Raw genomic sequence first — 22982 nt, 5'->3', positions numbered from 1 at the left:
GGAGTCACCTCGCATCCCCCGTCCGCCCCCAGAACTCTCCTTACGATCAGGAGGCGTCCCATGGCGTCCCATGTGTCCACATCGACCGTTCAACGCACGCCCCCGAAGGCGCGCACCAGGCCGGCCTGGCTGGTCCTGGCGCTGGCGTGCGCCGCCCAGTTCATGGTGATCCTCGACTCGGCCATCGTGAACGTCGCGCTGCCCTCGGTCGACCGGGACCTGCGCTTCACCGGCGCCGGGCTGGCCTGGGTGGTGAACGGCTACCTGCTCGCCTTCGCCGGATTCATGCTGCTGGGCGGACGCGCCGCCGACCTGTTCGGCCCGCGCCGGACGCTGGCCGCCGGGCTCACCCTGTTCTCCGGCGCGAGCCTGGCCGGGGGCCTGGCGACCACCGCCGAGACCCTCGTGGCGGCCCGCGTCGCGCAGGGCGTGGGCGCGGCCATGATGGCCCCGGCCACGCTGGTCGTCATCAACACCTACTTCACCGGGGAGCGCGCGCGGGCCAGGGCGTTCGGCGCGTGGTCCGCCGCGGGCGGGGTTGGCGGCCTGTCCGGCGCGCTCGCGGGCGGCGCCCTCACCACCGGCCTGTCGTGGCGCTGGGTCTTCCTGATCAACGTGCCGATCGGCGCCGTCCTGATCGCGCTGACCCTGACCGCGCTCACCGCCACCCGGACCGACCGGACGCAGTCCCTCGACATCGTCGGCGCGGTCACCGCGACCGCCGGGCTCGCCGCGCTGATCTACGGAGTCATGCGGACCGCCGACCACGCCTGGACGTCCGCGCAGGCCGCCGGGCCGATCGCGGGCGGCGTGCTGCTCCTCGCCGTGTTCGCCCTGGTCGAGGCGCGGTTCGCGCGCCAGCCGATCATGCCGCTGCGGTTGCTGCGCCTGCGCGGGGTGGCCGTGGGCGGCGGCGCGCTCCTGCTGTTCGGCGGGATCGGCATCGCGATGTGGTACTTCACCTCGCTCTTCCTCCAGGACGTCCTCGGCTACAGCGCCCTGAAGTCCGGACTCGGGCAGACGCCCGCGGCGGCGGTGTTCATGCTGACCGCGCGCTGGGCCGCGCCCCTGCTGCCGCGCCTCGGCGTCCGCGCCCTGCTCGCGGCGGGCAGCCTCGCCTTCCTGGCCGGGTTCGGCTGGCTCTCCCAGGCCCACGCGGGCACGGGATACGCCGTCGGCGTCCTCGGGCCGACGCTGCTCATCGCGGTCGGCATCGGCCTGACCTTCCCGACCCTCATGGCCGCGACGACCGCCGGTGTCCCCGGCGGCGACGCGGGAGTCGTCGGCGGGCTCGCCGCCACGTCCAACCAGGTCGGCGGCGCGATCGGCCTGGCGGTGCTCGCGACGGTGGCGGGCGCCGGTGTCGAGGGGAAGGCCACCCCGGCCGTCCTCGCCGCCGGGTACGACCGGGTGTTCCTCATCGCCGCCGGGCTCGGCGTGGCCATCGCGGTGGTCGGGATGCTGCTGCCGGGGCGCCGCCGCGCCGAGGCACCCGAACACGACGGACACTGAATCACGAACGCCTGATGTGGAGAGCTGGACCACCCGCCGTCGTCCTGTGCCAGGTCACAGGGCGGCGGCGAGTTCGTCCAGGGTCTTGGTGAGGACGTCCACGCCCTTCAGGTACTCGTCGATCGTGATGTGCTCGTCGTCCCCGTGGTCCAGGGAACCGTCGCCGGGGCCGTACGCGGCCATCGGCATGGTCCAGTGCGGCGCCACGGTGTTCATGTCGGACGTGCCGGTCTTGAGCGTGGGCCTGGGTTCACCGCCGCACTGCCGGATGGCCGCCGACACCGCCCGCACGACCGGGTCGGACCGTCCGCTCCGCACCGCCGGGACGTGCCGGACGACTGTGACCTCGCCGCCGTTCGCGCACGCGTGGAGCCGCTCGGCGAAGGACCCGGCGTCGAACCCGACCGGGATCCGGCAGTCGATGTCGAGCCACGCCTCGACGGGATCGCCGTGCATCCCGCGCAGGGTGGCGGCGGGCAGGCCGAACGCGCCGTGGTCGCGCTCGGGGCCGAGGGCGTCGAGCAGGTCGTGCCAGAACGCCACGGCGGCCTCGGTCGCCTTGGCGGTCGGATTGGTCGAGTGCGTCGCGGGACGCGTCACCCGGTAGCCGACGTCGATCTTGCCCTTGTAACCCAGCACCACGCGGGACCAGCCGCTCGGCTCGCCGACCAGCAGCGCGTCCGGCGCCGGGAGGGTCCGCGCCAGATGCTCGCCGCCGCGCGACAACCGCTCCTCCTCGACCGCCCCGACGACGCGGATCGTCCCGGGGAAGGACGGCCGGGACGCGGCGGCGCAGATCATCGCGGCGAGCGGGCCCTTGGCGTCCACGGCGCCCCGGCCGGTCAGCCGGTCGTCCTCGCGGCGGGCCGGGAGCGGACGGTCCACGGTGTCGAGGTGGCTCAGGAACATCACCACCGGCCCGTTCCCCGCGCCGGTCTCGCCGATCACGTTCCCGGCCTCGTCGCGGCGCGCGGCGAGGCCGAGGTCGTTCATGGCCTTCTCCAGGAACCGCGCGAGCCTGTCCTCCCCGCCGGACGGCGAAGGGATGGCGAGCATGTCGTGCAGCAGGTCGACCGGGGTGCTCAAGAGATCTCCAAGGTGGTGCCGGCGCCGCCCAGGGCGGCGGTGACCGGGTGGGGGATCCGTCCGTCGGAGACCGACACCCGGGGGACGCCGGCCAGCAGCGCCTCGCGGGCGGCGATCAGCTTGCGGTGCATGCCGCCGCTCGCCGCGTGGGGCACCGGGCCCTCGTGGGGGAGCGCGCAGCGGCCGAGCAGGCTCCCGGCGTCGGACGCGTCGCGCAGCACCCCCGGAGCCGAGGTCAGCAGGACGAGCCGCTCGGCGCCGAGCGCGGCCGCGATCGCCGCCGCGGCACGGTCGGCGTCCACGTTCACCGGCGCTCCGTCCTCGCCGGTCGCGGGCGGGGACACCACCGGGACGAACCCGGCGTCGAGCAGGACGCGCAGCACCCGCGGCCGGACCTCGGTGACGCGCCCGCTGTGATCGTCCCGGACGACGACGGTCCGGCCGTCGCGCACGGCCCGCTGCGCGGCCTTCCGGCGGGCTTGCAGCAGCCCGTCGTCCAGGCCGGTCAGACCCACGGCCGGGATGCCGTGCCCTGCGAGGGAACGCAGCAGCCGCGGTTTGGCCCGTCCGGTGAGGGCGAGCGTCACGACGTCCAGCATGGCCGGATCGGTGTGCCGGCTGGTCACGCCGCTGGGCGACACGAGCGTGCGCGACGCCACGCCCAGCTCGCCGGACAGCCGCGCGATCTCCGGCGCGCCGCCGTGCACCAGGACGACCTCGCCGACGTGGTCCGCGAGGTCGGCGCAGACCGCCTCGGCGGGCACCGCGCCGCCGCACTTGACCACGGTGACGCCCATCAGACCGGATGCAGGCCGGGGAACCCCAGGCCCAGGGTCTCGGGCCGGCCCGTGCGGATGTTGAGGCACTGCACCGCCGCGCCCGCACCGCCCTTGACCAGGTTGTCCAGCGCGGCGATCGCGGTGATCCGCTCACCGTCCACGGCGAACCCGACGTCGCAGTAGTTGGTGCCGGACAGCAGCTTGGGGTCGGGGAGCCGGTGGGCGCCCTTGCGGTGCGCGACGATCCGGACGAACGGCTCGTCGCCGTAGTGCTCGCGGTAGACGCGGCGGATCGTCCGTTCGTCGGCCGTCCCGGTGGCGTGGCAGACGACCTGCACGCCGCGGACGGCCTCGACGCCGGTGGCGGTCATCCGCGCGTTCAGCCCGGTCAGCCGCGACACCTCCGCCTCGTGCCTGTGCCGCACGGGAGCGAACACCCGCATCGCGCCGCTGCGCTCGGCGTGCAGGTTGCCGTCCCCGGCCATGGCGCCCGAGCCGGACGACCCGGTCCGCGCGTCGATCTGCACGTCCTGGCCGACCAGCCCGGCCAGCGGACGCAACGCGAGGATCGCCGCGGTCGCCATGCACCCGGGCACGCTGATCAGGTCGGCCTTGGCCAGCTCGTCCCGGAACATCTCCGGGACGCCGGGGACGAACTCGCCCAGCAGGCCGGGCGCGGTGTGCGGCACGCCGTAGTACCGCTCGTAGACGGCGGTGTCGGGCAGACGGAAGTCGCCGGACAGGTCGATGACCGTCCCGGCCCGGGGCCGGACCCCGGGGAGGAGGGTCATGGTGGTCCGGTGCGGCGTCGCGAGGAACAGCACGTCGCAGCCGGTCAGGTCGTCGGCCGCGCTGAACACCAGGTCGGTCTGCGCGCGCAGGTTGGGGTGGACGGAGTCGACGCGCCGCCCCGGGAACCGGGTGGAGACCGCCTGGACGATCTCCACCTCGGGATGCCCGACGAGCAGCCGCAGCAGCTCGCCGCCCAGGTATCCGGCGGCGCCCATGACGGAGGCCCGGATCACCGCGCCTCCTCAAGGGCGTCCTCGTTCTCAAGGGCCTCTTCGTTGCGCTCGGCCGCCGCGACGGCGTACGCGACGATCGCGTCCGCCACGTCCACGGCGTCGCCGTGCGCGGCCTGGAACCCCTGGAACTCCACGGCGTGGTTGACCTCCAGCACCAGCGGACCGTCCTGGCCCTCGACCAGGTCGACGCCCAGGACGCCGCCGCCGACCGCGCGCGCCGCCGCGAGCGCCGGGGCGACCAGGTCGGGGACGAGCGGGCACGGCTCGGAGCGCGCGCCCCGCGCCGCGTTGGTGCGCCAGCCGTCGGAGTAGCGGTAGGTCGCCCCGACCACCTGGTCCCCGGCCACGATGACCCGGATGTCGCGGCCCGGCTTGTCGACGAATTCCTGCAGGTAGACGATGTGCTGCAGCGGGGACGGCAGGGCCGCGCGGTGCTCCAGCAGGGCCTCGGCGGAGTCGCGGTCGCGGGCCGCCGCGACGAGCCGTCCCCAGGAGCCCGCCAGCGGTTTGAGCACCACGGGGAACCCCATCCGCTCGGCGGCGTCGGCGCCCTCGTCCGGGCTGAGCGCGACCGCCGTGCGCGGCGACGGGACCCCGGCACGTTCCAACGCCAGCGACGTGCGCAGCTTGTCGCCGCACACGGCGATCACGTCCGACCGGTTGACCGTCGCGACGCCCCGCGCCTCCAGAAGCATGGACGCGTACAGCGCGCGGCTGTGGGAGATCTCCCTGTTCAGGGCCGCCGCGCAGGACGGCCCGGTCGTCCCGCCGCCGAGCTCGACACTGAAGCGGCGGGTGTCGAGGTGCGTGTACGGCACCCCGCGGCGCTCCAGGGCGGCGAAGATCCGCTTCTCCTCGTACCGCACCCGGGAGGCCAGGACGGCCAGCGGCCTCACTCTCCCCAGTCCTCCTCGATCTCGGGCGCGAGGGCGAGCGCGACCGGGTCGAGGCCGACCACCTCCAGCTCGCTGGAGCAGTCCGCGCACTGCGCGATCTCGCTCAGCCGCACCGGCTCGGCGAGTTCGACGGGGCCTTCACATTCGGGACAGGTCTGACTCATCGGTGTTTCCTCCGGGGATTCCGGTGATCAGGTTGATGGCCGCGGTGACGACCGCGTCCCCCGTGATGCCGTACCGCTCGAGCAGGTCGTCCTGACCGCCCGCTCGACCTGCGAAGACGTCCGGCATGCCGACCCGGGCGACCCGGGCGGGCGCGTGCTCGGCCAGCGTCTCGGCGACCGCGCCGCCGAGGCCGCCGGACCGCCAGTGCTCCTCGACCGTGACCGCCCCTGCCGTCCCCGCGACCGCCGCCACGACCGCGTCCACGTCGAGCGGACGCAGCGTGTGCAGGTTCAGGACGGTCGCCCGGACGCCGCGCGCCTCGAGCCGGTCCGCGGCGCGCAGCGCGGCCAGCACCGGATGCGGCCCGCACGCGATGATCGCCACGTCCCCGGGCGGCGGGACGACGTCCGGAGACGCCCCGGCCCCGGCGGGCCGCAGCCACTGGGCCCGGCCGATCTCGAACGCTCCGCCGCCCACGTCCGGGGTGGCCTTGCGGCCGAGCCGCACGTAGACGGGGCCGGGCAGCGCCGCGCTCTGCCGGATCGCCGCCTCGGCCTGGCCCGCGTCCGCGGGGACGACCACGGTGAGGCCGGGCAGCGTCCGCATGACGGCCAGGTCCTCCAGCGCGTGGTGCGTCGGGCCGAGATGGCCCGCGGCCAGCCCGCCGTGCGTGGCCACGATCCGGACGGGAAGCGCGTTGTAGGCGATGTCGATCTTGATGGCCTCCAGCGCGCGGGTCGCGGCGAAGGTGGCCATGGTGGTGACGAACGGGATCTTCCCGCTCGCGGCCAGTCCCGCGGCCGTCCCCATCAGGCTCTGCTCGGCGATGCCGAGGTTGAGGTAACGGCCGGGGACGGCGGCGAAGGCGTCCGGGGCGAACAGCCCGGTGTCGCTGTCGAGGCAGTACAGCCGCTCGTCGGCGAGCATCAGCTCGGGCAGAAGGGCGCTGTACGCCTCCCGCGCCGACCGCGCTGGTGTTGGCTTCACCTGCGGTTTTGCGGGGCCTGCGTGTTCCGGTCTCGAGTGGAGGCTCTGTTCGGTCATGCCGTCGCCCTCCTGTGCCGGGCGCGGAGCACGGCCAGAGCACGCTCGGCCTGACGGGTGCCCAGCGTCGCGTAGTGGGACTGGGGACGGCCCTCGACCGACGGCAGCCCGCGTCCCTTGACGGTGTGCGCGATGACCACCGTCGGACGGCCCTCATCGGCCGGCCCGCCCGGCTCGAGTGCGGCGCGCAGCGCGTCGAAGTCGTGGCCGTCGGCCTCCCGGACCGTCCAGCCGAAGGCGCGCCACCGGTCCGCGAGCGGTTCGAGGCCGACCGTGTCCTCGGTGGGTCCGGTGAGCTGGAGACGGTTGCGGTCGATGACGGCCGTCAGGTTGCCCAGCCCGAGGGACACCGAGGTCATCGCCGCCTCCCACACCGACCCCTCCTGCAGCTCACCGTCGCCCATGACGGCGAAGCAGCGCCGGTCCGGGTCGGCGAGGGCGAAGCCGTTGGCGAGCGCGAGGCCGTGACCGAGGGAACCCGTGGGCATCTCCACCCCGGGCACCGCGCGGATGGGATGCCCCATCAGCCGGCTGCCCGGCCGCGCGTACTCCGCGAGCTCCCCGACGGGGAAGAACCCGCGTTCGGCGAGGACGGCGTAGAGGCAGATGGCGCCGTGCCCCTTGCTGAGGACGAGCACGTCGCGGTCCGGCGCGGCGGGACGCTCCGGATCGATCCGCAGCACGTCGAAATAGAGAAGGGTGAGGATCTCCACCAGCGACATCGACCCGCCGAGGTGGCCGCCCTCCGGACCGGCGCACATGCCGACGATGTGCTCCCGCACCCGGTGGGCCGTCGCCGCCAGCTCCACCGCCGCCGGGCCGCCAACCGCCGGGCCTGTCGTCGCCGGGTCGCTCATGGGCGGCCCGGGAGCGTCGCGAGCACGAAGTGGCCGGGCAGGTGCACGGCGAGTCCCTCCCGGATCTCGGCGACCAGTTCGTTCCCGTCCAGCCGGATCGTGGACGAGCGGCGGTCCAGCAAGGTCGCCGCGGCGGTGAAGTCGCCGACCAGGGCCGTCCCCGGCGGCACCATGCGGGTGCGGCTGACCTTGACGCCCTGCGTGGAGAGCCGCTCGAGGAAGGCGCCGTCGTCCACCAGGGGCCACCAGTCGTCGGGATGCATGACGATCCCGTCGGCCGAGCCGCCGTACCACTCGCACAGCGCGGCGGTGGCCAGCAGCGTCGCGGCGGCCGTCCGGTCCGTGGGCTTGGGCTCCCGGTGGCGGATGCCCGGCGTGCGCAGCAGCCCGCGGATGTCGCCGGAACCGTTGAGCAGCACGTCGTTCTCGGCGGTCCCGAGCCGGACGAGCAGCCGGTAGTCGACGAACGCGGCCAGCGCGGCCGGGTCGGCGAGCACCTCGGGCGGGACCGGCACCGCGGCCCGGACGGTCTGCGTCCGGACGGTCCGCGACCCGACCTCGAACTCCCACTCGGGGGCGGCGTCGTCCGGCGCGACGTTCTCGGCGCGCTCGGTGAACACGGTGGTCTCGTCGGCGTCCACGACCGCCTTGCGGAGCAGGTGCCGGACGGTCAGCCGGGGCCGCCGCTTGGCGGGCGGGAACAGATCGCTGATGGACGCGCGCAGGTCGACGGCCGCCTTCGGCCCGTACCGGGCGTGGGCGAGCGCGAACTCCTCACCCGGGCTGCGGCGGGTCAGCTCGGGATCGTCCAGCATCATGCGCACTTCGGACAAGGTTCACATCCCCAGGGAGCGGCCGCCGTCGACGACCTGGACGGTTCCGGTGACGAAGCTCGCGCGGGCGCTCAACAGGAACGTTCCGGCCGCCGCGACCTCCTCGGGACGGGCCACCCGGCCGAGCGGGATGCCCTCCCGCTCGGCGATCCGGGCGGTCTCCACGTCCACGTCGACACCGGCTTCAAGGCTGCCGAGCAGGGCGTCCGTCGCGGTGAAGCCGGGCGCCAGGACGTTGACGGTGACGTCCCCCGGGCCCAGTTCGTGCACGAGGGTCTTGGCGTAGGCGGCCAGTCCCGAACGCGCGATCGCCGACAGCGCGTACTTGGGGATGATGTCGCGGATCGTCTCGCTGGTGACCATCAGCACCCGCCCCCACCCGGCACGCCGCATGTGGGGGAGCGCGGCCTGGACGAACCCGATGTGGGAGATCATCGCGAGGTCGATCGCGTCGCGGTAGCCGTCCGGGCCGAACGCGCCGGTCGGCCCGGCGGGCGGGCCGCCCGCGTTGCTGACCACGATGTGCAGCGCGCCGTGCTCGGCGGCGGTGTCGTCGGCCCAGGCGCGCGCGGCGTCGGTGTCGCGCAGGTCGAGCACGCGGGTGCCGACCTCGACGCCGAGGTCGGCGGAGATCTCGTCGCGGGCCTTGGCGAGCCGTCCGGCGTCGCGGCCCCCGATCGCCACCGTGGCGCCCTCGCGGACCAGGTCGCGGGCGATCGCCAGGCCGATGCCCGACGAGCCGCCCGACACCAGGGCCACCTTCCCCTTCAGTCCCAGATCCATCTCACACCTTCGTCTCGTAGCCGTACCGGCGCAGGAGCGGAAGCGCCAGGAGCGTGGTCGCGGCCCGCTGTGGACGGGGCAGGTCGGTGTGCCATCGGCGGTCCTCGCGGATGAGGGTCCGCCCGCGGCCGAACCGGTTCGGGTTGCCGGTGACGGTGTGGTTGCCGCCGAGTTCGACCGTCCCGTCGGCGGCGACGGGGTTGGGACCGGAGTACCCCATGAGCTTGAGGATGTCGGCGACGGCGCCGGCCGGGCTGCGCACCAGGTCCTCGTACCGCAGGTGCAGCGCGTCCGCGCGGTGCGTCCGGCCGACGGCCTCGGCCGCCAGGTTGAAGCCGGTCCAGTGCAGCGTGCTGTTCAGCGCGGAGCGGCGTCCGGTGTACTCCTTGGGCTGCATCCAGGACCAGGCGACGGCGCGCGGGTCGCGGATCAGGTGGACGTAGGACGCCTCGATCCCCGGCAGCCCGGACAGCAGCGCGGCGTCGGAGGCGTACTTGGAGCTGTCGACGACCGTGTGGGCGCCGCAGACCTCGGCGATCGCCTCGTAGGTCGCGGCGAGCGTGGCGGGCCACCCGTCACGCGGCGTGCGCCCGGGCGGCGTGTGTCCGGGCGGCGGGGCGTTGCGGAGCGTCCGCCAGGTGTGCCGCGTGCGGTGGGCCTCCTGCCACGCGACGACGTCGGCGGCGTGCTGGTCGAGCGTCCTGCCGTCCGGCCGGACGGCCTCCAGGACCCGGGACCAGACCGGGCACTCGCGGTGGTTCAGGCCGCACCCGCACCGGGCGTTGCTGCCGCTGCCGAGGACGCCGTTGAGCCAGAGAAAACGCAGCTCACCGACGTGGACCACTCCGGGGACCTCGGCGAGGACGTTGCCCAGCACCGTGCTTCCGCTACGGCACCAACCGGTGATGTAGAGCACCTTCATCGGCAACCACGACCCCTTGGGAGGACCGGCGCGAATTGGTCAGTCAGCATGAAAACATGATCTTCTGAATAAAGGAACCATCCGGCTCGACCGGTTACCGATGTTTCGGCGGCGGACGTCAGAACCGCGCGGACGGAGCCCACGACGGCACGCCGGAGCGGCCCCGCTTGCCGCGGAGGCCGTCCGGCTTCATGGTGTGAGCGGCCGGTTCCGCCCCGGCGTCAGGCTCCCCAGGCGGGGACGCGGGTGATCTCCAGGGCGGCGCAGCTCCAGGCGAACCCGGCGCCGATCCCGACCAGAAGCACCCGTTCGCCCGGCTCGAGCAGGCCGGACTCGACGAGGTGGGTCAGCCCGGTGAGCTGGTCGGCCGCGCCGACGTGGCCGGTGCGGCGGCCCCAGTCCCAGGTGGTGCGCGCGACGTCCAGGCCGAGGGGTTCGGCGTACCGGGTCCGCAGCACGCGCAGGCCGACGCTCGGGAAGACGACGCGGCCGACGTCGCCGAGCTTCAGCCCGGCCTCGTCCAGGGTCCGGTCCACGGCCTCGGTCAGGCCCCGGTCGATCCGCTCGTTCACGCCGCCGACCAGCCGCCGCGCGCCGTCCGCGAGGGACGCCGCGAACGCCGCGCGCCGGGACCGCACGTCGACCGTGCGGCCGGGCATCGTCGCGAATGGTTCGTCGCCCCGGTACATGCCTTCGAGTGTGGTGTCCACGACCGTGGAAACCGACAGTAGCCGGGCGAATCCCTCCCGTCCGACGACCGCCGCGGCGGCGCCGTCGCCGTAGACCAGGCCGGACACGTCCGCGCGCCACCGGTCGAAACCGGGGCCGCCGAAGCGGTCGGCGCTCGTGACCAGGGCCCAGCGGCGGGACGCGTCGGCGGCCAGGTACGAGGCGGCGAGCTCGATCGCGCCGATCGCCCCGGCGCACATCTGCTGGACGTCGAACGCGGGCGCGTGCCGTCCGTCGTCGCCGAGCACCTCGTGGTGGACGTACGACGCGGCGGGCCAGTAGTCGACGCCCTGGAACCACGTCGACGCGTGCAGCAGGAGCGCGACCTCGGACGGCGGCGCCCCCGCCCGCCGCAGCGCCCGCCGCGCCGCCGCGACGGCCATCTCGGGGGGAGCCTCGTCGGTGGCGACGGTGATGGAGGCGTACTCGTCGGCGGCCAGGTCATCGGGGTCGTAGCGGCCGTCCGCGACCGCCTCCGTCACGCTGGTGGGCGGGGGGAGATGATGGGAAAGACCAGTGAGGAACAGGCCGTCGCAGCGCATGCGCACCTCCGGGGACGGTGACGGCGGACGGTGATCACACTAGGGTGATCACCGTCGGGGGAGAACCGTTTCCGGCGTCGGCAGGAGGCCGCGTGGGCGACAAGGAGCATTCGATCCCGCTTCCCGGTACCGAATGGACGGTCTGGGAGGACGTGATCCTCCGGACCACCGGGTTCCCGGCGGACGGGCTCACCCTCTTCGCCGCGCCCGGCTGCGCGGCCGTCGCGGACGCCTTCCTGGGAGGCCGCGCGAGCGAGGACGAGTTCACCCGGGCCCTGGACGCGGCCCTCGCGGACGCGGGACGCGCCGCCCTGAAGGTGGCCACCGACCCTCTCTTCCGTGAGGCCCTGACCTGGCAGAACCTCGGCGCGGCCCGCCACCTGGCGCGGCTGGCCGAGCCCGAGCCGTCCCCCGGGGGCGGGATGACCGGCAAGGAGCTCCGCCGCGCCCGGCACAGGCGGCGCGCGAGGGAGAGCGCGGTCGTCCGCTACTGGCAGCGCTACTGCGGCAAGAACGACACCATCGGCTTCTTCGGCCCGGTCACCTGGGGCACGCTCGACCCGGACGCGGACGCGGCGGTCACCGCCCGCCCGGGCCCGGGACTCGTGCGGTCCCGGCAGGTCTCCTACGAGTTCTGGGTGCTGGAGGCGTACGTCACCTCCCTGCTCACCGACCCCGACGTGGCGCCCTGGCTGCCCGCCGGAATCCACCCGCACCTGGCCGTCCGGGACGGCCACCTCCTCCAGCCAGGCAAGGACCCCGTGCCCCTGGACGATGTCGAAGCGGCCGTGCTGGCACGGTGCGACGGCGTCCGGGCCGCGGCCGAGATCGCCCCCGACCTGCGCCAGGCCGCGGTGCTCGACCGGCTGGTGGAGGGCGGGATCGTCTGGCAGGGCGTGAACATGCCCTACAACTCGCGGGCCGAGCGCGTCCTGCGCGAGACGCTCGAAGCGATCCCCGAGCCGCGCGCCCGGGAGCTGGCGCTGGCCGGGCTCGACCGTCTCGACCGGGCCCGCGACGCCGTCGCCGAGGCCGCCGGAGACGCGGACGCGCTGGCCGACGCCCTCGACAACCTGGACGCCGAGTTCACGGACGTGACCGGGGCCGAGCCGCGACGCCGGGACGGGCAGATGTACGCGGGACGGCGCGTGTGCTTCGAGGACACCGTCCGCGACCTGGACATCTCCTTCGGCAGGCCGGTCCTGGAGGCGCTGTCGGGACCGTTCGGCCGGGTGCTGCTGCCCGCCGCGCGCTGGGTCTCGGCGGCGTTGGCGGAGGCCTACGACGAAGCCTTCCGCAAGCTCTACGAACGGCTCCGGGAACCGGGCGCGGACGGCGTGCCGATGCCCCTGTTCTGGGACGCCGTCCAGCCCCTGCTGAGCGGCCCGGAGCGTCCGGCGGACGCGGTCGCCGCCGAGTTCGCCCGCCGCTGGAACGACCTGGCCGGGATCGACGCCGCGACGTCCGGCGAGAGCCGCCTGAGCCTCGACAGCGCCGACCTCGCGGGCCGGGCGGCCCGGCTGTTCGCGGCCGACCGTCCGGGCTGGGCGGCGGCCCGGATCCACAGCCCCGACCTGCACATCGGCGCGTCCAGCGTCGCCGCGCTGGCGGCGGGGGAGTTCACCCTGGTGCTCGGCGAGATGCACACCGCAGGGCCCACGCTCGACAGCGCCGTCTTCACCGACCGGCACCCCGACCCCGACAAGCTGCGCGAGGCCGCCGCGGCCGACATCGGCCCGCAGTTCCGCCCGCTGTACCCGACCTGGTGGCCGCAGTACACCGCGCGCATCGCGCCGGTGCTCGGCGCCACCGACCACCAGCTCGCGTTCACGGCCGCGCCCGGCGCCGACCCCGGACGCGTCCTGCCGCTCGTCACGCTCACCGTCACCGACCGCGACGGGACGCTGGAGGCCGTCGGCCCGGACGGGCCGCGCCGCCCGCTCCGCGAGGTGTTCTCGCTGCTGTTCGGCTGGCTGGGCGCCGAGGCGTTCAAACGCATCGGCACCGGCGCGCACCACCCGCGCGTCACGCTGGACCGCCTGGTCGTCGTCCGCGAGACCTGGCGGACGACCGTCGGCGAGACGGGCATCGCCCCGAAGAAGGGCGCCGTCCCCGAGTACCTCGCCGCCCGCCGCCTGCGCGCCTCGCTCGGGCTGCCGGAGCGCGTGTTCGCCAAGGTCGGCACGGAGATCAAACCCACCTACGTCGACTTCACCGGACCCCGGTCCGTGTCGGCGTTCGCCTCGATGGTCCGCTCGGCGCGCGACGCGTCCGGCGACGGGGTCCCCGTGACGTTCACCGAGCTGCTGCCCGGCCCCGAGGAGGCATGGCTGGAGGACGCGCGGGGCCGCCGCTACTCCTCCGAACTGCGCATACAGATCCGCGACCCGGAACGCCCCGGGCCGCCCGCCTGACCTCTCGCCGACCGCGAGCCTGGACAAACCGATCAAGATCATGGATCTTCACTCCTGGCGGACCCGAACGACCGGCTCGAGCACACCCATTCCTCGGCGAGGACAGAACGGGAGAGCAGACATGGCCGAGATCGCCGCGACGACCTCCGAGCGTTACCGCGACCAGGGCTGGTGGCGGGACGAGACCTTCCTCGACGACCTGCGGCGCTCCGGGCGCGAGACGCCGCGCAAGACCGCGCTGATCGCCCGCCGGCAGTCCGACGGCCGGACGACCCGTCTGGACTACCTGGAACTCGCCGCGGCCGTCGACCGGTGCGCGGGCGCCCTGGTCGAGCTCGGGCTGCGGCCCGGCGACGTCTTCGCGGCCCAGCTCACCGACCGCTGGGAACTGGCCGCCCTCACGCTCGCCTGCATCCGCTCCGGCGTCGTGTACTGCCCGCTGATGAAGACCTACCGCCGCCGCGAGCTCGACGTCATGCTGCGCGTTACCGAGGCCCGGGTGCTCGTCACCATGGCCGAGGACAACGGCGACAGGCTGGGCGAGCTGGGCGCGGAGTTCGCCGCGGAACTGCCGTCCCTGCAACGCGTGTTCGTCGCCGACGGCCCCGGCCCGGACGGCACCGAGCAGTTCGAGTCGTTCTTCTTCGGGACCGCCTGGGAGGAGCGGCACGGCCACCTGCTCGACGAACGCGAACTCGGCCCCGACGACCCGTTCCTCATCCTGTTCACCTCGGGCACGACGAGCGAGCCCAAGGGCGTCCTGCACAGCCAGAACACCCTGTACGCGTCCATGCGCGGCACCGCGGACGTCTTCGGGTTCGACGACACGATCGTCATGTACACGACCGCGCTGTACACCCACTACACCGGCCTCGTGCAGGGCATGCTGCTTCCGCTGATGCTGGGCGGGACCATGGCCTTCCAGGACGCCAAGGACCCCGGCGCCGCCCTCGACCACATGGCCGAGCACGGCGTCACCTACTTCTACTGCGCGCCCTTCTACCTGCTGAGCCTGATCGAGGAGCAGCGGGCCCGGCCGCGCGCCATCCCGGAACTCGCCGTCCTGATCACCGGGTCGGCGCCGATCCCGCCGTACTTCATCGGCGACACGAGGGACGTCTTCCGACTCCAGCTGCACTCGCTCTGGGGCATGACCGAGAACGGCCCGGTGACCGTCACCCGCCCGGACGACCCCGAGGACTGGGCCGCGCACAGCGACGGCAGCGCCATCTCGGACATGGAACTGCGGATCGACGCCCTCTCGGACCGCACCGACGGCGAGGGCGTCCTGTGGGTGCGGGGCCCGACCCAGTGCCTCGGCTACTACCGCCGGGAGCACCTGTACGACGCCGAACTCGACGCGGACGGCTGGTTCAACACCGGGGACCTGGCCCGTCCCGACGGGCGCGGCGGCATCCGCATCACCGGACGCGCCAAGGACATGATCCTGCGCAACGCCAACATCGCGCCGGTCACCGACCTCGAGGCGATCATCGGACGGCACCCCGGGGTGGCCGACGTCGCGGTCATCGGCGTCCGCGACGAACACGAGGACGAGACGATCACCGCCGTGGTCCTCCCGGCCCCGCCGGGACCGCCGGTCACCCTGGAGGAGCTGCAACGGTCGCTGGACGAGGCCGGAATGACCAAGGCGTACTGGCCGCAGCGCCTCGAGGTGGTCGACGACCTGCCGAGGACCGCGACCGGCAAGATCCGGAAGGCGGAACTGCGGGAGCGGTACGCGGCGGTGCCGCCACCCCGGACGCCCTGACCCGGGTCAGGCGACGACGCGCACCCCGGTGAGCCAGCGGTTGAGTTCCAGGAGGTAGGAGAGGCCGATCGCGGAGGTCCGGGCGGTGATCGGGCCGGGCAGGGTGTCCAGCTCGGAGGTGACCGCCGTCCGGACCTTCTCCCGGTCCATGAGGGCGAAGAGCGGCGCGTCCGGCTCGTCCAGCAGGCCGAGGACGAGGTCCTGCATCGCCGCCACGTACCCGGGGTCCTGGCTGGCCGGGTAGGCGCTCTTCGGCCTGTTGACGATCTCCTCCGGCAGGAGGTCGGCGGTGGCCCGGCGGAGCAGCGCCTTCTCGATCCCGCCGTGCGCCTTCAGCTCCGCCGGGACGTTGAACAGGTACTCGGCGAGCCGGTGGTCGGCGAACGGGACCCGCACCTCGAGGCCGACGGCCATGCTCATCCGGTCCTTCCGGTCGAGCAGCGCGCCCAGCCACCGCGTCAGGCCGAGGTGGAACACCTCCCGCTGCCTGCGCCGGACGGGATCCTCGCCGTCCAGGCGCGGGACCTCGTCCAGTGCCTGCCGGTAGCGTTCGGCCTCGTACTCCTCCGGCCGGATCGCGCGCCGGATCTCGTCCCGGAGCAGGTGCTGCGGCTGCCGCCTGGCGTACATCCAGGGGAACGAGGTGTGCCGGACGAACCGCTCGTCGATCTGCCAGGCGTAGCCCCCGAACATCTCGTCGGCGGACTCGCCCGACAGCGCCACCGTGCACTGCTCCCGGACGGACCGGAACAGGTGGTACATCGAGGTGTCGAGATCTCCCCAGCCGGGCAGGTCCCGCGCCCGCAGCCCGAGCTCGACGCCCTGGACCAGGTCGCCGGTGCCGACCTCGGTGACGTGGTGCTTGAGGCCGAGCCGCTCGGCGACCAGTTTCGCGTACGGCTCGTCCGGGCTCGGCCGCCAGGCGTCGCTGCCGGGGCTCGCGGGCGCGGGGACGCTCACCGAGTGGCTGGTCAGACCGCCCCCGACCCTCCGGGCCGCCATGGCCGTGATCGCGCTCGAGTCGATCCCGCCGGACAGCAGCGTCCCGACCGGGACGTCGGCGACCAGCTGGCGGTCGACGATGTCGGTGAGCAGCGCGCGGACGTCGTCCGTCGTGGCACGGAAGTCCTTGGTGTGCGGCCGGGCCTCGAGCTGCCAGTAGCGGCGCTCCTGGTGGCCGGACGCGTCGGCGACGACGAGGTGGCCGGGCCTGACCTCCCGCATCCCCCGGTAGACCGCGTGCCCCGGCGTCTTGGCCCTGGGGACGACCATCAGCTCGGCGATCCCTTCCAGATCCACCTCTGCGGCCATCTCGGGATGCGCCAGCAGCGCCTTGGGCTCCGACCCGAACACGATCCCGTCGCCCAGCGCGGCGTAGTAGAGCGGCTTGATGCCCAGCCGGTCCCGCACCAGCAGGAGCCGCCGCAGCCGGTCGTCCCAGAGGGCGAACGCGAACATCCCGTTCAGCCGGTGGACGAAGTCCGGACCCCACTCCAGATACGCGACGAGCAGCACCTCGGTGTCGGACCGGGTGTCGAACGTCCAGCCGGCCGACCGCAGCTCGGCGCGCAGCTCCTGGAAGTTGTAGATCTCGCCGCTGAAGGTGATGACGGCCTGCTCGCCGCGCCGTCCGGTCCGCAGCATCGGCTGCCGCCCGCCCTCGATGTCGATCACCGAGAGCCGCCGGTGCCCGAACGCGGCGTGCGCGGAGAGCCAGACGCCCTCGGCGTCCGGGCCGCGCGGGGCCTGCGTCCGTGTCATGTCCGAGATGACGGGACGCTGCTCCCGCAGGTCCCGCGTCCAGTCGACCCATCCGGTGATGCCGCACATGAGCAGTCCTCTGGTCGTCGTCCGTTGGGAGAGGGGGAAGGCGTGGAGGTCACGCGGAGAGGAGGTGGCTCTGCGTGAACGCGAAGAGGCGGGGGAGCCCCGCGTTGACGAAGTCCCAGTCGTGGCCGCCGGGACGCTCCCGGTACTCGTGGGGGACGGAGGCGGCGGCCAGCGCGTCCCGCGTCCGCCGGTTCATGGAGATCATCCGGGGGTAGTCGTCCAGGCCGATGTCGAGGTACACCTCGAGCGGATGCTCCGGCCCGCGGTTCCGGATGAGGCGGTAGGGGTCGTACCTGCGCCGGACGTCGCTGCCGACCGGGCCCCACACGCGCTCGTGGTCCCTGGTGGTCGGTATCGCCAGGTTCCGGTCGCCGCGGAAGCCGTCGTACGGGTCGCCCTCCCGCAGCGGGGCCTCGAACGCGCCGCCGTTGCTGCACACGACCGAGAACCGGTCGCCGTGCAGCAGCGCCTGGTAGAGGGCGGCGGCCCCGCCCATCGAGAAGCCGCCGACGGCCCGTCCGTCCCGGGTGGGGACGGTGTTGAAGCCCGCGTCGATGTGGTCGACGACCTCGCCGACCAGGTAGTCCTCGTAGCGCCGTCCCCTCGCGTCGTTGATGAACCAGGCGCGTCCCGACTCGGGAAGGACCAGGACGAGCCGGTGGGAGTCGACCACGGTCGCGAGGTCGGCGCACCGGAGCCAGGTGTTCCGGTTCCCGCCGAAACCGTGCAGCAGGTACAGCACCGGGAACGGGCCGCCGACCGCGGAGTAGCTCGGCGGCAGCAGGACGGTCACCGTCTTCTCCCGGCCGATCGACGCGCTCCACCAGGTCTCCGTCAGAACCTTCATCGCCCGGCCCGCCTACGACCGCGCCAGGGCGAGCCGGTCGATCTTGCCGGTCCCGGTCCTCGGGAGCCCGGCGACGACGTGGAACCGCTCGGGGACCATGTAGCGCGGCAGTTCGGCCAGGCAGTGCCTCCGCACCCGCCCGACGTCGAGTTCGACCTCGACCCCCTCGTGCTGGGCCTCCGGCACCAGATACGCCTCGATCGCGCGGTCGTCGGGTCCGTCGCCGACCACGACGCAGGCGACCTCCCGGACGTCGTCCGCGGCCGACAGGACCGCCTCGACCTCGCCGATCTCGACGCGGTGACCGCGGATCTTCACCATGTCGTCCTCACGTCCGAGGAACACATGGTTCAGGTCGTCGTCGATCCGGACCAGGTCGCCGGTGCGGTACGCCCTCAGGGGCTCCGCGCCGTCCTGCGGGATGAGCACGGTCTTGGACCGCGTGAGGTCGTCGTCCCGCCAGTAGCCGAGCATCACCGAGTCTCCCGCGACGCACAGCTCCCCGGACCACCCCGGCTCCCGGCCGAGTGGACGGCCGTCCTGGTCGATCACGAACGCCTCGGCGTACGGGCAGGGACGGCCGATCGGCACCGGCCGCGTCAGGTGCGGCTCGACGTCCGACGCCCGGACGGGATGGAACAGGCACACGTTCGTCTCGGTCGGCCCGTACAGGTTGTAGAAGTCGGCCTCGGGCACGAGCGCGTGCATCTGCCGCAGGTGCGTGAGCGGAAACGGCTCGCCCGCGAACAGGACGACCCGCAGCGACGATCCCGCGAGCAGCTCGCTGTTCCTGGCCGCGAGCATCCGGGTCAGCGCGCCCGGGACGGAGTACCAGACGCTGATGCGCTGCTCGGCGATGAACTTGTTGAGCGCGCCGCCGAGCCCGACCTGGCTCTCCGGCACGAGCACCACGCAGCCGCCCGCGCTGCACGTCGCGAACAGGTCCAGGACGGACAGGTCGAAGTGGAACGGCGCGTGGCTGGAGATCCGGTCGGCGGGTCCCAGGCCGAACTCGTCGACCGTCCACTCCACGAACGCGACGGCGTTGCCGTGGGAGAGCACCACACCCTTGGGCGTGCCCCTCGTCCCCGAGGTGTGCAGGATGTAGGCCGGGCTCTGGGGATCGACGTCCGGCATGGGCGGGTCGTCCGTGGCGGCCAGCGCCTGTTCCCAGCCGAGGACGGATTCGTCCGGTGGCCGCCGGGAGCCGACGGACACGATCGGGCAGGAGAACTGCTCCCGCAGCCAGTCGACGCGGTCGTCCTGAGCGATCACGCAGGCCACGTCGCAGTGCCCGATGATGTGGCCCGCCCGCTTGAAGGGCGCGCTCGGGTCGATCGGCACGTAGGCCGCGCCGGTCTTCAGGACGCCGTGGATGGCGATGACCGACTCGACCGACTTCTGCAGCCACAGGGCGACCCTGTCGCCAGGGGCCACGTCGTTCTGGATCAGGGTGGCGGCGAGGGCCGAGCTGCGCGCGTCCAGTTCGCCGTAGGTCAGCGTCCGGCCCTGGAACTCGACGGCGGGCGCCTCCGGCCGCGTCCTGGCCCAGTGGCGGAGGTAGTCGTTGAGACCGCTCACCTCGCGTCCCCGCTTCCGTCGCTGCTCTGGGCGCCTGTGGGCGCATCGGTGTCCGGCCAGGTGATGCCGAGTTTTCCGGCGATCACCACGCGCTGCATGTCCGAGGTGCCGGACGAGATGGTCATGCCGACCGCGTCCCGGAGGTGGCGTTCGGTGCGTCCGCCGGACGAGTAGCCGAGGGCGCCGTAGATCTGCGTCAGGCTCGTGAAGATCTCCACCGCGGCCTCGCTCACGTACAGCTTGCCCGCCTCGGGGAAGATGGTCGGTTTCGGCCCGTCGAGTTCCGCCGCGGCCCGGTAGAGGAGCATCCGGGACAGCTCCCACCGGAGCCGCATGTCCACGATCCGGTTCGAGACCGACTGGAAATGCCCGATGTGCTTGCCGAACTGGCGACGGCGGCGGCAGTGCCGGACGCACTCGTCGAGCTCGCGTTCCAGCACGCCGAGCCACGGCGCGGGCAGAAGGGACCGTTCCCAGGCCATCGTCCGCGCGAAGACGGCCCCGCCCTGCCGCTCGGCTCCGAGGCGCCGGGACGCGGGGATCCGGCAGCCGTCCAGCTCGACCTCTCCCCAGCGGGCGGTGCGCAGCCCCATCTTCTCGGCCTGCCCCCTCACCGAGACGCCGGGGTCGCCGCGCTCCACCAGGAACGCGGTGACCCCGGTGAAGCCCAGGTTCCGGCCGACGGTCGCGTAGACGACGAAGACGTCGGCGACCGGCGCGTTCGTGACGTAGAGCTTGCGCCCGGTCAGGCGGTAGAAGCCGCCGTCGCGCTCGGCGGTGGTGGTGAGGGAGAGCGCGTCCGATCCGCTGCCGGGCTCGGTCATCGCGTTGGCCCCGATGAGCCGTCCGGCGGCGAGCTCCGGCAGGTACCGGCGCCGCTGGTCCTCGTCCCCGTACTTCCAGATCGGGACCTCGGCGGCCAGGATGTGCGCGCCCATCGCCATCGTCAGGCCGTTGTCGCGGCAGCCGTGCCCGAAACCCTCCATCGCGCGGACATAGGCGACGGGGTCGCGTCCGGAGCCGCCGTACTCGGGCGGCAGTATCAGGCCGAGCAATCCGTGTTCGGCGCAGATCTTCCAATCCTCATGGCTGAACACGCCGTCCCTGTCGCGTTCGGCGACGTCCTTGCTCAACGCCTCTTCGCCGAGCCTGCGAAAATCCCGGTACAGCGCGTCCTGATCGTCATCCCATTCGAATCGCATGGCTCTCCGTTCGGCCGACACATTGGTCCGGCTAGGACGGTCGAGAAGTCGGGGGACCTAGGGTCGGGATCGGAGAACGATTACCTGCCGGACGGCACGGGTAACCGTTCCATCACTGTGTGGAATCACAATGCTCCACCCCTCGCCTCACGGGAGCCGGCGGGGAAAACCGGGCTCGGCCGGATCGGCCGCTGCCCATTGTCCATGAGACAAGCGATCTTGGAAAGGGTGAACTTCGGCGGCGGATCGGATTCCACATGATCTCTTGCATGGCGCAGATGCCTGTCGTACGGTACCGACCGTCAGCCAACCGCAGTGGTGAACGTCGCAGCCCGTGGACAGCTCCCGGCCGGTCCGCCTGGCATGACCAGGGGACCCGGGCGGGACGAGGTCGGCGGCCCGAGCCGTCGACACGCGAAGTCCCGTCGCCGGAGGGCGGCCGGCTTCCCGGACATCTGTTTCCGTCAATCCTCCCGTTCCGCAAGGAAATTCCCCGAGACGACGCCTGCAGAAGAGGGACAAGCTGTGGATCGTGCCAACAATCAGGATCTGGCTGCAGAGATCAAGGACGTCATGATCGGTGTGCTCGAATTGGGCGTCGATCGCGACCGGCTCGACGAGACGACCTCGCTCTACTCGCCGATGGTGGGACTGGACTCACTGAGCCTGCTGCACATCCTCGTCCAGGTCGAGAAGCGTTTCGACATCGAGATCGACGACGAGGACGTGATGGCCGCCGAGTTGTCGGATGTGGGAAGTCTCGTGGCAATGATCCGCCGGGTCGTCGACGCGAAGGGCGCGGACGAATAACATGCACCAGCCTTTCGACCTGGAGGCGGACCAGGTTCCCACGCATTGGTACAACGTCCTCGCGGATCTGCCGTTCGAGCTGCCCGCGCCGCGCTCGGCGCCACGGGTGAACGGCGAACGGAAGACGCTGAATCCGCAGTTGCCGCTCTCCATGTACCGGCCGAGCATCGGCCGTGACCGTTTCATCGAGATCCCCGAGCCCGTTCGGGCGGAGTACCGGCGCTGGCGTCCGACGCCGCTCTATCGCGCGACCAGGCTGGAAAAGGAACTCGACACCCCCGCGCACATCTATTTCAAGTACGAGGGCACGAGCCCGTCCGGCAGCCACAAGATCAACACCGCGCTGGCGCAGGCCTACTACTACGCCCGGTCCGGGGCTCGGGAGATGGTGACCGGCACGGGCGCGGGCCAGTGGGGCACCGCGCTCTCGATGGCGTGCCACCCCTACGGCATGGCGTGCACCGTGTTCATGGTGCGCTCCAGCTACCGGCAGAAGCCGTACCGGGGCACGTTGATGCGGCTGAACGGCGCCCGGGTCATCGAGAGTCCCAGCACCGAGACCGAGGTGGGCCGGGCCGCGCTGCACGCCGACCCCGACTCGCCGGGCAGCCTCGGCATCGCGAACGCCGAGGCCATCGAGTACGCCGCCGCCCGCGAGGGGGCGCGGTTCTCGATCGGAAGCGGTGAGAACCACGTCCTGCTGCACCAGACCGTCATCGGCGAGGAGGCGCTCCTGCAGATGCGGCTGGCCGGGGAGTTCCCCGACGTGGTGATCGGCGCGATGGGCGCGGGCAGCAACTTCGCCGGGATCACCTTCCCGTTCTACCGCGCCGCGCGGGAGGAGAACGCCGCGACCCGGTTCCTGGCCGTCGAGCCGGACGCCTGCCCCAAGATGACCAGGGGCAGGTACCTCATGGACCACACCGACTACTCGGGCGTGACGCCCATGGTCAAGATGTACACGCTGGGGCACACGTTCACGGCTTACCACATCCACGCCGGAGGACTTCGCTACCACGGTGCCGCGCCGATCGTCAGCGCCATGTACGACAAGGGCCTGATGGAGGCGACGTCCTACGGCCAGTCCCGCGTCTTCGAATGCGGTGCTGCGTTCGCGCGGGCCGAAGGGCTCGTCCCCGCCCCCGAATCGGCCCACGCCGTGACCGCCGCGATGGACGAGGCGCTGAAGGCCCGCGAAGAACGCGCCGAGCGGGTCATCCTGTTCAGCCTCAGCGGCCACGGCCTCCTGGACCTGTCGGCCTATGAAAGCCACCTGGCCGGGAACACCGTGGACGTCGTCCCCACCGACGAGCAGATCCAGGCGTCCCTTCGGCCTCTCATCGATTCGCCCTGA

The 22982-nt window shown here is 72.9% G+C and carries 20 protein-coding genes; 5 read left to right on the top strand and 15 right to left on the bottom strand.

All coding sequences use genetic code 11. From position 1 onward, the window contains the following. Window positions 1-60: 60 nt before the first annotated feature. Window positions 61-1512 (top strand): MFS transporter, encoded by a 1452-nt coding sequence (locus P696_RS0138625; protein ID WP_034489078.1) that lies wholly within the window; start codon window positions 61-63, stop codon window positions 1510-1512. Between the two features lie 54 nt (window positions 1513-1566). Here P696_RS0138625 and P696_RS0138620 read toward each other — a convergent pair whose 3' ends face one another. From P696_RS0138620 to P696_RS0138570, 11 genes are all read right to left on the bottom strand, one after another. Beyond that, complete coding sequence (locus tag P696_RS0138620) at window positions 1567-2598, bottom strand: M20/M25/M40 family metallo-hydrolase (protein ID WP_026416512.1); 1032 nt, start codon at window positions 2596-2598, stop codon at window positions 1567-1569. After that, complete coding sequence (locus tag P696_RS0138615) at window positions 2595-3395, bottom strand: [LysW]-aminoadipate kinase (protein WP_026416511.1); 801 nt, start codon at window positions 3393-3395, stop codon at window positions 2595-2597. The genes P696_RS0138620 and P696_RS0138615 overlap by 4 nt, the downstream gene beginning before the upstream one ends. After that, complete coding sequence (argC, locus tag P696_RS0138610) at window positions 3395-4402, bottom strand: N-acetyl-gamma-glutamyl-phosphate reductase (RefSeq protein WP_026416510.1); 1008 nt, start codon at window positions 4400-4402, stop codon at window positions 3395-3397. Before argC ends, P696_RS0138615 begins: the two co-directional genes overlap by 1 nt. Next, a complete protein-coding gene (gene lysX, locus P696_RS50985; protein WP_211245970.1) occupies window positions 4399-5298 on the bottom strand; it encodes a lysine biosynthesis protein LysX in 900 nt (299 codons plus the stop codon). Before lysX ends, argC begins: the two co-directional genes overlap by 4 nt. Next, window positions 5295-5462 (bottom strand): lysine biosynthesis protein LysW, encoded by a 168-nt coding sequence (gene lysW / locus P696_RS0138600; protein WP_026416509.1) that lies wholly within the window; start codon window positions 5460-5462, stop codon window positions 5295-5297. Before lysW ends, lysX begins: the two co-directional genes overlap by 4 nt. Then, window positions 5437-6450 (bottom strand): transketolase family protein, encoded by a 1014-nt coding sequence (locus P696_RS50980; RefSeq protein WP_051468825.1) that lies wholly within the window; start codon window positions 6448-6450, stop codon window positions 5437-5439. The genes lysW and P696_RS50980 overlap by 26 nt, the downstream gene beginning before the upstream one ends. A 53-nt stretch (window positions 6451-6503) precedes the next feature. Beyond that, window positions 6504-7364, bottom strand: coding sequence for a transketolase (locus tag P696_RS0138590; protein WP_051468823.1), 861 nt, complete (start codon window positions 7362-7364; stop codon window positions 6504-6506). Beyond that, a complete protein-coding gene (locus P696_RS0138585; RefSeq protein ID WP_026416507.1) occupies window positions 7361-8188 on the bottom strand; it encodes a family 3 encapsulin nanocompartment shell protein in 828 nt (275 codons plus the stop codon). Before P696_RS0138585 ends, P696_RS0138590 begins: the two co-directional genes overlap by 4 nt. Before the next feature lie 12 nt (window positions 8189-8200). Continuing rightward, window positions 8201-8980: an SDR family NAD(P)-dependent oxidoreductase gene (locus P696_RS0138580; protein ID WP_026416506.1), complete on the bottom strand. Its 780-nt coding sequence runs from the start codon at window positions 8978-8980 to the stop codon at window positions 8201-8203. A gap of 1 nt (window position 8981) precedes the next feature. Beyond that, complete coding sequence (locus P696_RS50975; protein WP_034489074.1) at window positions 8982-9902, bottom strand: sulfotransferase; 921 nt, start codon at window positions 9900-9902, stop codon at window positions 8982-8984. A gap of 221 nt (window positions 9903-10123) precedes the next feature. After that, window positions 10124-11173, bottom strand: a complete 1050-nt coding sequence (locus P696_RS0138570; protein ID WP_026416505.1) for a ketoacyl-ACP synthase III family protein — start codon at window positions 11171-11173, stop codon at window positions 10124-10126. A 92-nt stretch (window positions 11174-11265) separates the two neighbouring features. Here P696_RS0138570 and P696_RS0138565 point away from each other — a divergent pair, with 92 nt between their 5' ends. Both P696_RS0138565 and P696_RS0138560 read left to right on the top strand, forming a co-directional pair. Further along, entirely contained in the window at window positions 11266-13587 is a 2322-nt protein-coding gene (locus P696_RS0138565; protein WP_026416504.1) for a lantibiotic dehydratase, read from the top strand. Between the two features lie 121 nt (window positions 13588-13708). Next, window positions 13709-15358 (top strand): AMP-binding protein, encoded by a 1650-nt coding sequence (locus tag P696_RS0138560; RefSeq protein ID WP_026416503.1) that lies wholly within the window; start codon window positions 13709-13711, stop codon window positions 15356-15358. A 6-nt stretch (window positions 15359-15364) separates the two neighbouring features. On the opposite strand, the gene asnB is transcribed toward P696_RS0138560, so the two are convergent. The 4 genes from asnB to P696_RS0138540 are packed head-to-tail and all read right to left on the bottom strand — an operon-like array spanning window position 15365 to window position 20818. Next, window positions 15365-17188 carry an asparagine synthase (glutamine-hydrolyzing) gene (asnB, locus tag P696_RS0138555; RefSeq protein WP_026416502.1) on the bottom strand — a complete coding sequence of 608 codons (1824 nt, stop codon included), beginning with the start codon at window positions 17186-17188 and terminating at the stop codon, window positions 15365-15367. Between the two features lie 49 nt (window positions 17189-17237). After that, entirely contained in the window at window positions 17238-18035 is a 798-nt protein-coding gene (locus P696_RS0138550) for an alpha/beta hydrolase (RefSeq protein ID WP_026416501.1), read from the bottom strand. 12 nt (window positions 18036-18047) lie between these two features. Then, a complete protein-coding gene (locus P696_RS0138545; RefSeq protein ID WP_026416500.1) occupies window positions 18048-19616 on the bottom strand; it encodes an amino acid adenylation domain-containing protein in 1569 nt (522 codons plus the stop codon). Further along, window positions 19613-20818, bottom strand: coding sequence for an acyl-CoA dehydrogenase family protein (locus P696_RS0138540; protein WP_051468821.1), 1206 nt, complete (start codon window positions 20816-20818; stop codon window positions 19613-19615). Before P696_RS0138540 ends, P696_RS0138545 begins: the two co-directional genes overlap by 4 nt. Window positions 20819-21343: 525 nt before the next feature. Between P696_RS0138540 and P696_RS0138535 the strand changes: the two genes are divergently transcribed. Together P696_RS0138535 and P696_RS0138530 are read left to right on the top strand one after the other, a co-directional pair. Continuing rightward, window positions 21344-21628, top strand: a complete 285-nt coding sequence (locus P696_RS0138535; protein ID WP_026416498.1) for an acyl carrier protein — start codon at window positions 21344-21346, stop codon at window positions 21626-21628. A 1-nt stretch (window position 21629) separates the two neighbouring features. After that, the gene (locus P696_RS0138530) at window positions 21630-22982 is read left to right on the top strand and encodes a TrpB-like pyridoxal phosphate-dependent enzyme (protein WP_026416497.1); all 1353 of its coding nucleotides are present in this window, start codon (window positions 21630-21632) and stop codon (window positions 22980-22982) included.

The sequence above is a fragment of the Actinomadura oligospora ATCC 43269 genome, assembly GCF_000518265.1.
Taxonomy (GTDB): domain Bacteria; phylum Actinomycetota; class Actinomycetes; order Streptosporangiales; family Streptosporangiaceae; genus Spirillospora; species Spirillospora oligospora.
The sequence above is the reverse complement of the archived record's forward strand: the minus strand, read 5'-3'. Positions and strand labels throughout refer to the sequence as shown.